This window comes from Blautia sp. TM10-2 (genome assembly GCF_003480845.1).
Lineage (GTDB): Bacteria > Bacillota > Clostridia > Lachnospirales > Lachnospiraceae > Fusicatenibacter > Fusicatenibacter saccharivorans.
Map to the genome: position 1 here is coordinate 181,573 of NZ_QUJZ01000008.1, position 16,247 is coordinate 197,819.

Consider the following 16,247-nt stretch of genomic DNA (forward strand, 5'->3'; position numbering starts at 1 on the left):
TTAGATAAAATAAGGTGAAAAACATTGAGAAGAAGATTGGAACAACTGCTGAACGGCAGATTTGAATATGAGGTTCCCCATCTGCTGCTGTCCGAGACGGAGGTGGCCCTGACGCTGGACGAGGGGCAGAATTTCCGCGGAGAGCTGAATATCGGAGCGGAAGACGGGAGAAGAGTAAAAGGAATTGTGACCACAGATCATCAGAGAATCGTTCTGGCGAAAAATCAGTTCCAGGGAACGGCGAGTACGATTGAGTACGGCGTGGATACCAGCGGATTAAAAGCAGGCGATGAAATCTGTGGAAACATCACCGTCAGCAGCAATCTGGAGGAACGCTGCGTGCGGGTACACGTCTCGATTGCGGGAAAGACAATGAACATTTCCGGACAGGAGATTCATTCCCTGGCAGATTTTGTGCATCTGGCAAGTCATGATTTCGGCGCAGCGTACCGCTTCTTTGTAAAAAAAGAGTTTGCACGTCTTCTTCAGAAAGAGGCACCGGAGCAGATGGCACTTTATCAGGGACTGTCCCACAAGCCGGTGACATTTCAGCATCTGGAGGAATTTCTGGTTGCCCTCGGTCAGAAAGAGCCGGTGATGCTTTCGGCGGAACAGCCGGAGAAAACTGTGCTTACCGTGGACCAGCCGCGCAAGGAAACACTGTATCTGTATAAAAATACCTGGGGCTACGTCCGCATGGAAATCGAGGTGCAGGGAGACTTTCTGGAAGTGGAAAAGAAAGTCGTCACTTCAGAAGATTTCATCGGAAGCGTCTACGGTGTGGAATACATTATCCATCAGGAGAAAATCGGAAACGGCCGCCATTACGGCAGAATTACGGTGCGTCAGGGAAAACAGGAGCTTCGCTTTGAACTGGAAGTGACAAACAGCGAAAAGCATGTGACTAGCAGGAAAAATACGGAGCGCGACCGTCAGATAACTGCCATCGCGCGCGGCTATCTCGATCTGGCAGTCCATAAACGCGACTACCGTACCTGGTATCAGGACACCTGGGAGGCCATCGAGCAGTTCGAAAAAGCCGGCGGAGACATGGCGTGGGTGACGCTGGGAAAAGCATGGCTGTACGAGAGCCATGAGGAAACCGGAAAAGCAAGAGAAACGCTTTCTTACGTAAAAGAGCATCAGGAACTGCTGGACACCGCGGAGAAAAAAGGAGCGTACCTGTATCTGGCATGGAAGCTGAAAATGGAAGTGGGCCATACCGGGCTGGTATCACGCCTTGGAACGCTGATGCGGCAGGAGAGTGCAAGCTATTTTCTGTTAAAGCTTGCCATTGATGCCGACGATTCCTGGCAGCAGTCGCTGACCCGTCAGCTCTACGCGATGGAACTTTGCTATGAGTGCGGGTGCAAGAGCCCGCTTCTGTATCTGGATGCGACACAGCTCTATCTCCGCCAGGAGGGACAGCTCCGCCGGATTTCGCCGTTCACCGTTCAGGTGCTGAAATTTGCGCAGAAAGAAGGCATTTTAAGCGGGGAACTGTTAAAACGGGCCGCTTATCTTACAGAGACGATGAAAACGTTCGATGAGAATGTCTATCAGATTCTGACTGCGGGCTATGAGCGTTTTCCATACGATGAAGTGCTCGAAGCCATCTGCAAACTGGTGATGAAGGGCCGCCCGGTGCGGAAGGAATATTTCCCGTGGTATGCAAAAGCCGTGGAGCGGAACATCCGTATCACGCGCCTGTACGAGTACTATATTGAAACGATGGATGCGTCGTTCGACGAGGTCCTTCCGCAGGTCATCCGGATGTATTTCTCCTACAGCAACACACTGGCAGGCCAGAAGAAAGCGCTGATCTACGCCAACGTGATTAAAAACCGCGAAAAAGACCGCCATACATTCCAGAGCTACCGCCCGGCGATGGAGGTTTTCACGGCAAGACAGATCCAGAAAGGCCGCATGAACCGCGAATACGCCGCACTGTACCGGACTTTTCTGAAAAAACCGGAAGATCCCGACAGCGCAAAAGCGATCGCAAATGTGCTGTTTACCCATCATGTAACGTGTGAAAATCCGAAAATCACGCGTGTGATCGTCTGCCATCCGGCGATGGCGGGCGAAACGTCCTATCCGATGACGGAACGGGGTGCTTATATCCGTCTGTACGGCAAAAAAGCGCGGATTCTTCTCGAAGATGAGCAGCGCAGAAGATATGCGGTGACAGAAACCTGCCGCGTAGAGCCATTGTTTACGGATGAAGAGCTTGCCCGTGCCTGCGGCGGTTTTGCCATTGAAAATCCGGGTCTGCTGCTGCACCTGTGCGGGGAGCAGGAAGAGGAGATGCAGCTTACCGCAGAAAATCTTGCCTGGTATCAGCAGGCAGCGCGCACGAGCGCATTTTCCAGTGCTTACCGGAAAACAGTGCGTCAGAAACTGCTGGAATACTATCTTGCCCATCCGGATGAGCGTGAGACCGAGGCAGCTGTTGCAGAGCTGGAGGACAGCGCTTACGCAAAGGTGGACCGTATTTCTACGATCGAGCTTCTGGTACGCTACGGCTGTTACAGCCGCGCCTTTGCCCTGACGGATCGGTACGGCTACGAAAAGATCCCGGTGTCGTGTCTCTTCCGTCTGGCGCATGCGATGATTCTGGAAAAAGAGTTTACAGAGGACGAGGAGCTTCTCTATCTGGCATCCTACGTGGTAAAACAGGGCATCTACGATGAAATTGTATTGTGCTATCTGAGAGATTATTTCACCGGTTCTATTGAGGATATGTGCAGTTTATGGGATAAAATCCGCGGCTTCCAGATGGAGAGCGACAAGCTGGAGGAGCGCATTCTGACCTGGTCCGTCTTTGTGCGCAGCCACCCGAAGTGGGAGCAGGAAATGCTGGAGAGCTACATCCGTCAGAGCGGAAAAGAGCATGTCATTCTGGCATACCTGACGTATCTTGCGATCGGCTATTTTATGGACGGAAAACCGCTTTCGGATCAGATGTTTGACTACTTGGACCGCGCCTGGAAACAGGGCTGGGAGCTGGACGAGATCTGCCATCTTGCGATGTTGAAACATCTTTCCACGAAGCCGCAGCTTTCTGAGGAGGAAGAAAAAGAGGCGCATACCCTGCTTCTGGCGTTTACGAAACAGGGACTCCGCTTTGCCTTCTACAAGGATCTGCCGGAGCACCTGACCGAAGGCTTCCAGATCGGCGACCGCATGTTCATCGAGGAGCGCCAGAGAGCGGAGGCAAAGGTGACGATTCATTACCGGACAAACGCCGAAGAAACATGGAAGAGCGAACCGATGCGCAATATGTATCAGGGCATTTTTGTGAAAGAGTTTCTGCTGTTCTACGGCGAGAAAATGGAGTATTACCTGACCTTTACGAACCGTCAGGGTGAGGGAAAAACAGAGGTGAAAACCGTCTCCATGACCGGCGAACCAAAAGCAGGAAAGACGCGGTACCAGCTTCTGAATCAGATGAAAGCAGCGCGCGCGGCAGGAGATTCGGAAAAAGCAGAAGAAGCATTCCAAAAGTATCTGCAGCAGGAGGCTCTGGTTCGGAACTGTTTTGCACTTGTGGATGAAAAGAAGCAGCAGGAGGATACGACATGGAACAGAAAAATTTAATTTTAGGATTTGATTTTGGAGAGAAATATTCCCAGTTCTGCTGCTATGACAGGGGAACCCATACGGCCGTCTCCATCCCGGTAAAAGAAGGAGAAGAGGCGGTGGAATTTCCGACCGCCATTGCCAAAAAACGGAATGAGGAAACGTGGAAAACAGGACCGGATGCAGAAAAATCTGCTCACGCGGAAAACGGCATCTGGCTGGACAATCTGTACGAGATCTGCATGGGATCCCGCATCTGCCAGATCGAAAACCGGGATTATACGCCGGGAGAAGTCCTTGGCACGTTCCTTCGCGAAGCATTGAAGATGATCGGCATCGAGCGCCCGGACCAGCAGATCCAGGCGATGATGATCACCACGGGCCATCTGACCCGTCCATTTGTGGAAAATGTGCGTGAAGCATACAAGATAATCGGACTGCCGCGCGGCAGAGCCTACCTGCAGGAGCATGACGAGAGCTTTTACTGCCATGTGCTGAACCAGAAGCCGGAGCTCTGGAGCCGTAAAGTCGGTCTGTTTTTCCTGAAAGATGAGGAAGCATCGTTTTCTGAACTTTCCATCAGCCGTAAAACGAAGCCGGCAACTGTGGCCGTAAAACGGGGGCCAAAAGCCGCACTTTCGATCGAGCCGATGGAGCGCGACCGCGATTTCTGCCATCTGATGGGAGAAGCGATGGGGAATGAAATTTATTCCAGCGTATTTCTGGTGAGCGAGGAGTTCGACCTTGCCTGGGCCGACAACTCTCTGCGTCAGTTAAAGAAAAACCAGAGAAGAATCTTCGGCGGAACGAACCTGTTTGCACAGGGCGCCTGCTTTTCCGCGCGCGAAAAAGTGGAGGAGCGCCGCTTAAAGGGCTATCTCTTCCTCGGAAATGACCTCGTGCGCTACAACATCGGCATGGAGATGACGATCAATGGTTCTCCGGCATACTATGCGCTGATTGCAGCCGGTGTGAACTGGTATGAAGCAGAAAAAGAATGTGAGCTGATCCTCGACGGAACGGAGGAGCTGGAATTTGTTGTAAGTTCCATGGAAAGCGGAAAACGAAACCGCTATACCATGAAGCTGGACGGGCTGCCCAAACGGCCGCCGAAGACAACACGGATCCGTCTGCGTCTGGAGTATGATTCTCCGGTTACGTGTCAGATCACCGCAGAGGATTTAGGTTTTGGCGATATGTTCCCGGCAAGTCACAAAATCTGGCACGAGACGATGGGGGAGGTGTAAACGATGAGCGGTTATATTTTATGTCAGGTCAAACGGGCGAAAAATCCGTATTATATTTCCAACATCAGCACAAATATATATTCCATCGAGGAACTGTGCTATTATCTGTACCACAACATCTATCTGCTGGACGAGACCATCATTAACGAGCAGCTGCTGGTGTGGATGAAAGAAGAACTCCACTTAAGAAGACTGTACCAGCGTCTCTACGTCCTTCTGGAGGAGAAAAAGAACATCGGTGAGTTTATCCTGCCGATCTTTAAGGAGATCAATTATCTTTCCCACGATCAGTTCCGTGAGATGAATGAGCGCCTGAAACGGTTCGAGGAGCAGCCGGAGATTGTGCGGAAAAAAATCAAGGGAGATTACCTTGTCGACCACGAAAAATATATCAATGCGATCCAGGTTTACCAGGAAACGCTGAAAGATACCGAGGAAAACGAAACCAACATGGGAAGCCAGTTCACCGGAAGTATTTACAACAACATGGGCTGTGCCTACGCAAGTCTGTTCCAGATGAATGAAGCACTTATGTGCTTTCAGAAAGCAAATGAAGAGCTGCACACGAAAGCATCGTTAAAGAGCTGGCTGTTTGCGGTCTACATGAGCAAAGGACAGGACGCCTATGAGCAGATGTGCACCGAGCGGAAAGTGGATGCCGAGACGAAACGGGAGATGGACCGCCAGATCACCGAGGCAATGCAGGTCGAGCTCCCGCGCGATCTGGACGAAGCTCTTGCGGCGTGGACACGGGAATATCATAAAAATACCGGACTTTGAACAAAAAGAACAAAAAAATTACTTGACAGCAAAAAAGAATGGGACTATAATACGGCCCATAAGAAAAAAATAAATACTTCGAAACCGATGAAGTGGAGATAACGTTGGAAGCGCACTCACAGAGAGCCCGGGCAGGTGGAAGCCGGACAGAAAGCGGATCAGCAAATGGACCACGGAGGGTACAGGGAAAAGCGGGAAACCGTCTGAGTATTCTGTAACGTGCAGGCATACGTTAGTTGCCAGGAATATGATCGTATTCTGCAGAGCGTGTGAGCAATCGCAAAACAAGGTGGCACCACGAGTATAAAAATATACCCGCCCTTGGCAAAGAACAAAGTGATTCTTTGCCGGGGGCGGTTTTTTGTATATCAGAAATTGGTTCTGAGGACCAGTGTTGATGACAGCCTTTGCAGACACAAGGAGAGGAGATAACAAGATGAAACAGATGACGTTAGAAGAAATTTCAAAAGCAGCCGCATCGGGAGCTTTTCGGAAAATCCCGGTAAGCAGAGAAATTTATTCGGATATCCGTACACCAGTAGAAACACTGAAAGTCCTGCAGGGCGTCAGCAGCCACTGCTACATGCTCGAAAGCGTGGAGGATAAAAAACAGTGGGGAAGATACACCTTTCTCGGCTACGATCCGTCGCTGGAACTCACCTGTGTCAACGGAAACCTGACAATCACCGCCGATGCGGCAGAGATGAAAAAAGTAGAAGATATTCCGGAAAGCCGCAAAGAACAGCTTCCGACCGGACAGATCCGGCTGACCGCAAAGACAGCCCATCCGGGAGCCGTCATCAAAACCCTGATTGAGAAAAATAAAAGTCCGAAGATCGCGACACTGCCGACCTTCACTGGCGGCCTCGTCGGATACTTCTCTTACGATTACATCAAGTACAGCGAGCCGACCTTAAAGCTGGACGCAGAAGATCAGGAACATTTCAAAGATGTTGACCTGATGCTGTTCGATAAGGTCATCGCCTATGATAATTACCGTCAGAAAATCGTACTGATGATTAATATCGAAACCGAAAATCTCGAAGAAAATTACGAAAAAGCCGTACAGGAACTCGAAAAAATGGAAGAGCTGATCCGCTTCGGAAAACCGGCCGAGACGAAAGCCGGCCACCTGAAATCCGAGTTCCGCCCGCTCTTCGATGAGAAAGCGTACTGTGAGAAAGTCGAGCAGGTCAAACATTATATCCACGAGGGAGACCTCTTCCAGCTCGTTCTCTCCAACCGGCTCGAAGCTGATTTTGAGGGAAGCCTCCTCGATACGTACCGCGTTCTCCGCACGACGAATCCGTCGCCGTACATGTTCTACTTCTCGAGTGATGATGTCGAGATCGCCGGTGCATCCCCGGAAACTCTCGTAAAAGTCGAGGACGGAGAGGTCCGGACCTTCCCGCTTGCCGGAACGCGGCCGAGAGGAAAGAGCTATGAAGAAGACCAGCGGCTGGAAAAAGAACTCCTCGCCGATGAAAAAGAGCGTGCCGAGCACAACATGCTGGTTGATCTGGGAAGAAACGATCTCGGAAAGATCTGTGATTTCGGAACCGTGGAAGTAGAAAAATACATGTCAATCGAGCGTTACTCCCACGTCATGCACATCGGTTCCACTGTAAAAGGACAGCTTCGGAAAGACAAGACCGCAGTCGATGCCATCGATTCCGTTCTCCCGGCCGGAACCCTCTCCGGTGCACCAAAGCTCCGTGCCTGCCAGATCATCAACGAGCTGGAAAACAACAAGCGCGGCATTTACGGCGGTGCGATCGGCTATCTGGATTTCACCGGAAATATGGACACCTGCATCGCAATCCGGCTTGCGTTTAAGAAAAACGGAAAAGTGTTCGTCCGCTCCGGTGCCGGCATTGTAGCCGACAGCGTACCGGAAAAAGAGTATCAGGAATGCATCAACAAAGCAAAGGCCGTGATGGTCGCACTTGCAGAGGCAGAAGGAGGAAGTAACTTATGATACTGCTGGTAGATAATTATGACAGTTTTTCCTATAACCTGTATCAGCTCGCCGGTTCGATCAATCCGGACATGAAGGTCATCCGGAACGATGAGATGACGATCGACGAAATCTGCGCACTGGCACCGGCATCCATCATTTTATCTCCTGGACCGGGCCGTCCGGAGCAGGCAGGCCGATGCATGGAGATTGTAGAAAAATTAGGCGGCGAGATCCCGATCCTCGGTGTCTGCCTCGGCCATCAGGCAATCTGTGCCGCGTACGGCGCGACCGTCACCTATGCGAAACAGCTGATGCACGGCAAACAGTCCGAGACAACGCTGGATCTTACCTCGGAATTATTCCAGGGGCTGCCGGAAACCGTTCCGGTTGCAAGATACCATTCCCTCGCAGCTGATGAAGCGACACTGCCGGAAACCTTAAAGGTAACGGCAAGAACTGCAGACGGCGAGGTCATGGCAGTCGAGGACAGTGAGAAAAAGATCTACGGAGTCCAGTTTCATCCGGAATCCATTCTGACCCCGCAGGGCAGACAGATGGTAGAAAACTTCTTAAAAATTACAAGATAGATCACAGGACAGCAAAGAAAGAGAGGAACAGAATATGATTCGGGAAGCGATTGTAAAACTGGTAAATAAAGAGAACTTAACCTACGAGATGGCAGAGGGCGCCATGGATGAAATCATGGGAGGAAAAGCCGATCCGATCCAGATCAGCGCATTTTTAACTGCCATGACGATGAAAGGCGAGACAATCGAAGAGATCACCGCATGTGCCAACGGCATGAGAAAGCACGGTGTTCATATGGAACATGACAAGGATGTTCTGGAAATCGTCGGAACCGGCGGAGATAGATCCAATTCCTTCAACATCTCCACAACAGCATCCCTTGTGATCTCTGCAGGCGGCGTCGCAGTTGCAAAACACGGAAACCGCGCCGCATCGAGCAAATCCGGCGCAGCCGACTGTCTCGAAGCGCTCGGCGTCAAAATCGACCTGGAACCGGAGAAAAACAAAGAAGTTCTGGAAAAACTTGGAATCTGTTTCCTGTTCGCACAGAAATACCACATGTCCATGAAATACGTGGCACCGGTCCGCAAGATGCTCGGCATCCGGACCATTTTCAACATCCTCGGACCGCTGACCAACCCGGCAGCAGCCACGATGCAGGTGATGGGTGTCTACGAGGAAGCACTTGTCCGCCCGATGGCAGAAGTTCTCTTCAATCTTGGTGTCAAACGCGGCATGGTTGTCTACGGCCAGGACTGCCTCGATGAAATTTCCTTAAGCGCACCGACAAGCGTCTGCGAGATCAAGGACGGAACGTTTGAGGAATACGTCATCACACCGGAAGAGTTCGGCATGACCCGCTGCACCAAAGAAGAGCTGGTCGGCGGAACTCCGCAGGAGAATGCTGAAATTACGAAAGAAATTCTTGCAGGAAAGAAAGGCCCGGCAAGAGACGCTGTTGTCCTGAATGCCGCCGCAGCCCTTCATGCAGCAAAAGAAATCCCGATGCAGGATGCTGTAAAACTGGCAGAGGAGCTGATCGACAGCGGAAAAGCACAGAAAAAACTCGAAGAGTTTGTGTCACTCACCAACAAATTGGCAGAAGAGGAATAAACATATGATACTGGAAACGATTGCAGAAGCCACAAGAAAACGTGTCGCTGCAGAAAAAGAGAAGTGTTCTCTTGCAGAAATGAAAGAAAAAGCAACGGCGATGAACCCGGACACCGGATTCCCATTTGAACAGGCGCTGAAAAAGCCGGGCATGTCCTTTATCTGCGAGGTAAAAAAAGCCTCCCCATCGAAGGGCATCATCGCAGAAGATTTCCCCTATCTGGAGATCGCAAAGGAATATGAAACGGCCGGTGCCTCCGCCATTTCCTGCCTGACCGAGCCGGAATACTTCAAAGGCGACAAGCGTTATTTAAAAAAAATTGCAGAAACCGTATCCATCCCGGTTCTGCGGAAAGATTTTACCGTGGATCCCTATATGATCTACGAGGCAAAGGTGCTCGGAGCCACCGCTGTCCTTCTGATCTGTGCGCTGCTGCCGGAGGAAACCTTAAAAGAATATCTGGAAACAGCGCATTCCCTCGGCCTTTCCGCTCTTGTGGAAGCCCACGATGAGGCGGAGGTTGCACGGGCCATGCGCGCCGGAGCAAGGATCATCGGCGTCAACAACCGCAACTTAAAAGATTTCACGGTCGATATCCACAACAGTGAGCGGCTGCGGGAGCTTGTCCCGGAAAACATTGTTTTCGTATCCGAGAGCGGCATCAAAACGCCGGAGGATGTCGGAAGACTGTATCAGAATAAAACCGATGCCGTTCTGATCGGCGAAACGCTGATGCGGAGCAGCAACAAAAAAGCAGAGCTTGAAAAACTCTCTTCAATGTGTTAAAGTGGTAACGTAAGTGCGCAAAACAAAACAGAGCGCACGGGGAGTCAAACGTTATGGAAGAACAGACCAGAATCAAAATCTGCGGGCTCACACGGCTGGAAGACATCGATGCGGTGAATGAGCTGAAGCCCGAATATGTCGGCTTTGTCTTTGCAAAAAGCCGCAGACAGATTACAAAAGAACATGCCGTGACGCTGCGGTGCTATCTGGATCCCGAAATCCAGGCGGTCGGCGTCTTTGTGAACGAGCTTCCGGCGATTGTCGCAGGATACCTCGAAGAGGGCGTCATCGATCTGGCACAGCTCCACGGAAATGAGAGTGAAGAATATATCCATTCGCTCCGGTTTCGCACCGGCGGGGAACTGATCAAGGCATTTTCCATCAAAACCAGGGAGGACGTCGAAAAGGCGAAAAAAAGCAGCGCCGATTACATCCTTCTCGACCACGGAAAAGGCGGTACCGGCGAATCGTTCGACTGGTCACTGATCAGAAACATGGACCGCCCGTATTTCCTTGCGGGAGGCCTGAACGCCGAAAATGTGGAACAGGCGATTTTACAGACACATCCCTTCGCCGTCGACATCAGCAGCGGTGTCGAGACAGACGGCGTAAAGGACCCGAAAAAAATCACAGAATGCATAAGGAGGATAAGACATGTCTGACGGAAGATTTGGTATTCACGGAGGCCAGTACATACCGGAAACTCTGATGAATGAAATTATCAATCTGGAAAAACAGTACAATTATTATAAAAACGATCCGGAGTTCTGCCAGGAACTCGATGACCTGCTGAAAAATTACGCGGGCCGCCCGTCCCTTCTCTACTACGCAGAGAAAATGACAAAGGATCTCGGCGGAGCAAAAATTTACCTCAAACGAGAGGATCTGAACCACACCGGAGCCCACAAAATCAACAACGTGCTCGGACAGTGCCTCCTCGCAAAAAGAATGGGAAAAACCCGTGTCATCGCAGAGACCGGAGCCGGCCAGCACGGTGTGGCAACCGCAACGGCAGCAGCGCTGATGGGACTTGAGTGTGAGATCTTCATGGGAAAAGAAGACACTGACCGTCAGGCCCTCAATGTATACCGGATGGAGCTTCTCGGTGCAAAAGTAAATGCCGTTACCACCGGAACTATGACCTTAAAAGATGCCGTCAATGAGGCGATGCGCGAGTGGGTATCACGTGTCGATGACACCCACTACGTTCTCGGTTCCGTTATGGGCCCGCATCCGTTCCCGACCATCGTCCGCGATTTCCAGGCTGTCATCAGCAAAGAGGCAAGAGAGCAGATCCTCGAAAAAGAAGGAAAACTCCCGAAAGCCGTCATGGCATGCGTCGGCGGCGGAAGCAATGCGATGGGTATGTTCTATAACTTCATCAATGACAAAAATGTCCGCCTGATTGGATGCGAGGCAGCAGGACGTGGCGTCAACACCGCAGAGACTGCAGCAACCATTGCAACCGGAACACTCGGCGTCTTCCACGGTATGAAATCCTACTTCTGCCAGGATAAATACGGTCAGATCGCACCGGTTTACTCGATTTCCGCAGGCCTTGACTACCCGGGCATTGGACCGGAGCATGCATATCTGCATGACATCGGCCGCGCCGAATACGTTCCGGTAACGGACGATGAGGCAGTAGAAGCTTTTGAATACCTCGCAAGAACCGAGGGTATCATCTGTGCGATCGAGAGTGCCCATGCAGTAGCCCATGCGATGAAGATCGCAAAAGAATTTGATCCGGAAGACTCCATCATCATCTGTCTGTCCGGACGCGGAGACAAAGACGTAGCAGCCATTGCAAGATACAGAGGGAGGGACCTTCATGAGTAAAGTAACAGAAGCATTTTCAAACGGCAAAGCATTCATTCCGTTTCTGACAGCCGGAGATCCGAACATTGAAAAAACAGAGAATTATATTCTGGAGCTCGAAAAAGCAGGCGCAGACCTGATCGAGATCGGAATCCCGTTTTCCGATCCGATCGCCGAGGGCGTTGTCATCCAGGAGGCAGACCTCCGTTCCTTAAAAGCCGGAACCACCACCGATAAAATTTTCGATATGGTAGCCTCCGTGCGCAAAAAAACAGACATTCCGCTGGTGTTTATGACCTACTTAAACCCGGTGTTCCATTACGGATACGAGCCGTTCTTTACAAAATGCGAGGAAGTCGGCATCAATGGCATCATCATCCCGGATATGCCGTATGAGGAAAAAGGCGAATTAAACGATATTGCGCGCAGCCATCAGGTAGATGTCATTTCCCTGATTGCGCCGACGTCTGAGCAGCGCATCCAGAAAATTGCCGCAGACGCCGAAGGTTTTATCTACCTCGTATCGTCTCTGGGCGTTACCGGTGTCAGAAGCGAGATCAAGACAGACCTCGATTCCATGATCGCCGCAATCCGCAAAGTAACCGATATTCCGGTAGCCGTAGGCTTCGGCATCAACACGACCGATCAGGCGGCCAACATTGCAAAAATTGCGGACGGTGTCATCGTCGGAAGCGCTATCGTCAAAATGATTGCGAAGTACGGCACTCATGCGGAGCAGCACATCTATACGTATGTCCGCATGATGAAGGAAGCTGTCATGACAGCAAATAAATAAAACCCGCGTCATTGCGTGTTTGAAAAAACTGTGTTAAGATGAGAGCGTGTCTGAAACAAACCGTTTTGGACACGCTTTTTCAACGTAAAATACCTGACCGGCTTTCGAAAAAGCCGGATAGAATATGGAGGAAAAACGTGTTAGATGTATGTTTACTGGGAACAGGCGGTATGATGCCTCTGCCAGGCAGACGCCTGACCGCCCTGATGACCCGATACAACGGAAGCAGCCTTCTGATCGACTGCGGCGAGGGAACCCAGGTTGCCATCAAGGAAAAAGGCTGGACCTTTAAGCCGATTGATGCCATCTGCTTCACCCATTACCACGCAGACCACATCAGCGGCCTTCCAGGACTTCTCCTGACGATGGGAAACACTGACCGGAGAGAACCGCTGACCATGATCGGCCCAAAAGGCCTGGAGCGCGTCGTCAATTCACTGCGTGTCATCTGCCCGGAGCTGCCGTTCCCGATTGTATTTCACGAGGTGACAGCGCCGGAGGAAGTGATCGAGATGAACGGCTACAAAATCACAGCCTTCCGCGTGCAGCACAATATCACCTGCTACGGCTATTCGCTGGAAATCTCCCGCAAGGGAAAATTCGATGTGGAGCGCGCTAAAGCACAGGAAATTCCGATTAAATGCTGGAATCCGCTGCAGAAAGGCGAGACTGTCACCCTGGATGGAAAGACGTATACGCCGGACATGGTCCTCGGCCCTGCCAGAAAGGGACTGAAGGTGACCTACTGCACCGATACCCGCCCGATTCCGTCGATCTCCGAACATGCGAAAGGCTCCGACCTTTTCATCTGCGAGGGAATGTACGGCGAGCCGGAAAAACAGGCAAAAGCAAAAGAATTTAAGCATATGACCTTCTACGAGGCGGCAAAACTGGCAAAAGATGCCGAGGTTGCCGAAATGTGGCTGACCCACTTTTCCCCGTCGCTCGTCGGCCCGCAGCGGTACATGGATGAGGTACAGAAGATTTTCCCGGCCGCAGAGCTTGGAAAAGACGGAAGATCAGTAGAACTGTTATTTGAAGAGGAAACGAAAAATGAGTGAAAAAGATACCCTGATTCTTGCAATTGAGAGCTCCTGCGATGAAACCGCAGCCTCCGTCGTGAAAAACGGAAGATGTGTGCTGTCTAACATTATTTCATCCCAGATCGCCATCCATACCCTGTATGGCGGTGTTGTGCCGGAAATTGCATCCAGAAAACATATCGAAAAAATCAACCAGGTTGTAGAAGCGGCCTTAAAAGAAGCCGATGTCACTCTGGATGATATCGATGCGATCGGTGTTACGTACGGCCCTGGTCTTGTCGGCGCACTTCTCGTCGGCGTGGCAGAGGCAAAAGCGATCGCCTATGCAAAAAAGAAACCGCTGGTCGGCGTTCACCATATTGAAGGCCACGTCTCGGCGAACTATATCGAACACCCGGATCTGGAGCCGCCGTTCCTGTGTGAAATCATCTCCGGAGGCCATACCCATCTTGTCATTGTAAAAGATTACGGTTCTTTCGAAATCCTCGGAAGAACGAGAGACGACGCAGCCGGAGAAGCCTTCGACAAGGTAGCCCGTGCCATCGGACTCGGCTATCCGGGCGGACCGAAGATCGACAAGCTGGCAAAAGAAGGAAACCCGCACGCCATCGACTTCCCGCGTGCCCACATGGAGGATGCGCCGTATGACTTCAGCTTCAGCGGCGTAAAATCTGCCGTTTTAAACCATCTGAACAAATGCCGGATGACAGGCGAACCAATTGTCGAAGCAGACATCGCTGCGTCCTTCCAGCAGGCCGTTGTGGACGTTCTGGTGGATAATGCCATCCGTGCGGCCAAAGATTACCATATGGACCGTCTGGCGATCGCCGGCGGCGTTGCATCGAACGGGGCACTCCGCGCGGCGATGGAAGCAGCATGTGAAAAAGAGGGCATCCGCTTTTACCGTCCGTCCCCGATCTTCTGTACCGACAATGCGGCCATGATCGGTGTGGCAGCTTACTACGAGTACCAGAAGGGAACCCGCCACGGCTGGGACCTGAATGCCGTACCGAACCTGAAGCTTGGAGAACGATAAGAAAAAGAAACTTCCGCAGCAGAACGGAGAAGAGAGATCTGCTGCGGAGTTTTTGCATTTGTAGAAAACGGAGGAAAAGATGAGCGAGAAGAAAGAAAAATACACTGTGGTTGTCCTGGCAGCCGGAAAGGGAACCCGGATGGGCGGAAGCGTAGCAAAACAGTTTCTGGAAATCGGAGGAAAACCAGTCGTGGTTTACGCGCTGGAGGTTTTTGAACATTCGCCGGAGATTGACCAGATCATTCTTGTGACAGGTGCGGATAAAATAGAATACTGTCAGAAAGAGATTATCGAAAAATATGGAATTAAGAAAACTGTTTCCGTATGCGCAGGCGGAAGGGAACGGTATGAATCTGTCTGGAAAGCATTGCAGACGCTGAAAAGCCTGGAAAGCGAACAGGAGCAGAAGACCGATTACGTTCTGATTCACGATGGCGCCCGCCCGTTTTTAAACCAGGAAATGCTGGAACGTCTCTGCGCATGTGTAAAAGAAGAAAAAGCCTGTGTCCTTGGCATGCCGGTCAAGGATACCATCAAGCTTACCGATGAAAACGGAAAAATCAGGGAAAGCCCGCGAAGAGATCTCGTATGGCAGGCACAGACCCCGCAGGCCTTTGCAGCAGAGCTTCTGTTTCCGGCATTCGAAAAACTGATGCAGCATTCCACAGAAGGAATCACCGACGATGCCATGGTTGTGGAGCAGGAGATGGGAATCGCATCAGTGATGGTAAAAGGCGGCTATGAAAATATAAAAATCACAACACCGGAGGATCTGCTCGTTGCAGAGAGCTTTCTGGCAGAAAAATAGAAAAAAGCAAAATACAGAAAGCAAACTATAAATAGATAAAAATAAATGTGTGAATTGCAAAACGGGGAAAAACAGCGAAAACGAAAAAGAAATTGAAAAAAATGTAAAAAAAATTCAAAAAAGTGGTTGACATTCTGAAACACTGCTGATATAATAACGAATGTCGCTGAGCGAGAGAGATAAAAACGCAAAGCTGACAAGCCAAAAACTGAGATGATTTCGGGAGTTACCGAGATTTGAATTCACACACGGAGAGGTATCGAAGCGGTCATAACGAGGCGGTCTTGAAAACCGTTTGTCCGAAAGGGCGCGTGGGTTCGAATCCCACCCTCTCCGCTCAAAACTCAGTTAATTGAATATCTGATTATGAATCAGGCAAACTATGGAGAAGTACCCAAGCTGGCTGAAGGGGCTCCCCTGGAAAGGGAGTAGGTCGTTAATAGCGGCGCGAGGGTTCAAATCCCTCCTTCTCCGCTCGACTTTGAAAAAAGTTGAAAAAAGTTCTTGACAAATGCAAATGAGTTTGATAAAATAAACGAGTTGCTGACCGAGAGAACAGTGAAGAACCTTGATAATTAAACAATGAAACACATCCTCGAAAGTTCTGAATAAGTAATTCAAAACGATCGAAAGATTCTTTAAAACAGTAAAAGGGATAAATTAGCTAGTATGTTGATTTTGAACTTGGAACAAATCTTTTATCAGAGAGTTTGATCCTGGCTCAGGATGAACGCTGGCGGCGTGCTTAA

General features: G+C 50.6%; 13 protein-coding genes, 2 tRNA genes and 1 rRNA gene (1 of these 16 running past the window's edge). All 16 read left to right on the forward strand.

Annotation, left to right across the window (positions count from 1 at the left end; genetic code table 11):
• Nucleotides 1–24 precede the first annotated feature (24 nt).
• Nucleotides 25–3,600 carry a DUF5717 family protein gene (locus DXD92_RS10005; RefSeq protein WP_147342479.1) on the forward strand — a complete coding sequence of 1,192 codons (3,576 nt, stop codon included), beginning with the start codon at nt 25–27 and terminating at the stop codon, nt 3,598–3,600.
• Complete coding sequence (locus DXD92_RS10010; protein ID WP_117804936.1) at nt 3,582–4,829, forward strand: DUF5716 family protein; 1,248 nt, start codon at nt 3,582–3,584, stop codon at nt 4,827–4,829. Before DXD92_RS10005 ends, DXD92_RS10010 begins: the two co-directional genes overlap by 19 nt.
• Before the next feature lie 3 nt (nt 4,830–4,832).
• On the forward strand, nt 4,833–5,609 hold the full coding sequence (locus tag DXD92_RS10015; RefSeq protein ID WP_117804937.1) for a hypothetical protein: 777 nt from the start codon (nt 4,833–4,835) through the stop codon (nt 5,607–5,609).
• A 436-nt stretch (nt 5,610–6,045) separates the two neighbouring features.
• Complete coding sequence (trpE, locus tag DXD92_RS10020; RefSeq protein ID WP_117804938.1) at nt 6,046–7,587, forward strand: anthranilate synthase component I; 1,542 nt, start codon at nt 6,046–6,048, stop codon at nt 7,585–7,587.
• Nucleotides 7,584–8,156, forward strand: a complete 573-nt coding sequence (locus DXD92_RS10025; protein WP_022462657.1) for an anthranilate synthase component II — start codon at nt 7,584–7,586, stop codon at nt 8,154–8,156. Before trpE ends, DXD92_RS10025 begins: the two co-directional genes overlap by 4 nt.
• Before the next feature lie 34 nt (nt 8,157–8,190).
• A complete protein-coding gene (trpD, locus tag DXD92_RS10030) occupies nt 8,191–9,210 on the forward strand; it encodes an anthranilate phosphoribosyltransferase (protein WP_118640486.1) in 1,020 nt (339 codons plus the stop codon).
• A gap of 4 nt (nt 9,211–9,214) precedes the next feature.
• Complete coding sequence (gene trpC, locus DXD92_RS10035; protein ID WP_117804940.1) at nt 9,215–9,997, forward strand: indole-3-glycerol phosphate synthase TrpC; 783 nt, start codon at nt 9,215–9,217, stop codon at nt 9,995–9,997.
• A 53-nt stretch (nt 9,998–10,050) separates the two neighbouring features.
• The gene (locus DXD92_RS10040; protein WP_118640487.1) at nt 10,051–10,659 is read left to right on the forward strand and encodes a phosphoribosylanthranilate isomerase; all 609 of its coding nucleotides are present in this window, start codon (nt 10,051–10,053) and stop codon (nt 10,657–10,659) included.
• Nucleotides 10,652–11,836: a tryptophan synthase subunit beta gene (gene trpB / locus DXD92_RS10045; RefSeq protein WP_022462653.1), complete on the forward strand. Its 1,185-nt coding sequence runs from the start codon at nt 10,652–10,654 to the stop codon at nt 11,834–11,836. Before DXD92_RS10040 ends, trpB begins: the two co-directional genes overlap by 8 nt.
• Complete coding sequence (gene trpA, locus DXD92_RS10050; protein ID WP_117804941.1) at nt 11,829–12,611, forward strand: tryptophan synthase subunit alpha; 783 nt, start codon at nt 11,829–11,831, stop codon at nt 12,609–12,611. Before trpB ends, trpA begins: the two co-directional genes overlap by 8 nt.
• 137 nt (nt 12,612–12,748) lie before the next feature.
• The gene (locus DXD92_RS10055; protein WP_117761647.1) at nt 12,749–13,672 is read left to right on the forward strand and encodes a ribonuclease Z; all 924 of its coding nucleotides are present in this window, start codon (nt 12,749–12,751) and stop codon (nt 13,670–13,672) included.
• The gene (gene tsaD / locus DXD92_RS10060; RefSeq protein ID WP_022462650.1) at nt 13,665–14,690 is read left to right on the forward strand and encodes a tRNA (adenosine(37)-N6)-threonylcarbamoyltransferase complex transferase subunit TsaD; all 1,026 of its coding nucleotides are present in this window, start codon (nt 13,665–13,667) and stop codon (nt 14,688–14,690) included. The genes DXD92_RS10055 and tsaD overlap by 8 nt, the downstream gene beginning before the upstream one ends.
• A 79-nt stretch (nt 14,691–14,769) precedes the next feature.
• A complete protein-coding gene (gene ispD, locus DXD92_RS10065) occupies nt 14,770–15,498 on the forward strand; it encodes a 2-C-methyl-D-erythritol 4-phosphate cytidylyltransferase (RefSeq protein WP_117761648.1) in 729 nt (242 codons plus the stop codon).
• 250 nt (nt 15,499–15,748) lie between these two features.
• Nucleotides 15,749–15,834: transfer RNA gene (locus DXD92_RS10070), tRNA-Ser, on the forward strand.
• Nucleotides 15,835–15,882: 48 nt separating this feature from the next.
• Nucleotides 15,883–15,972: transfer RNA gene (locus DXD92_RS10075), tRNA-Ser, on the forward strand.
• A gap of 259 nt (nt 15,973–16,231) precedes the next feature.
• Nucleotides 16,232–16,247: ribosomal RNA gene (locus DXD92_RS10080) — 16S ribosomal RNA — on the forward strand; it runs 1,517 nt beyond the window's last position.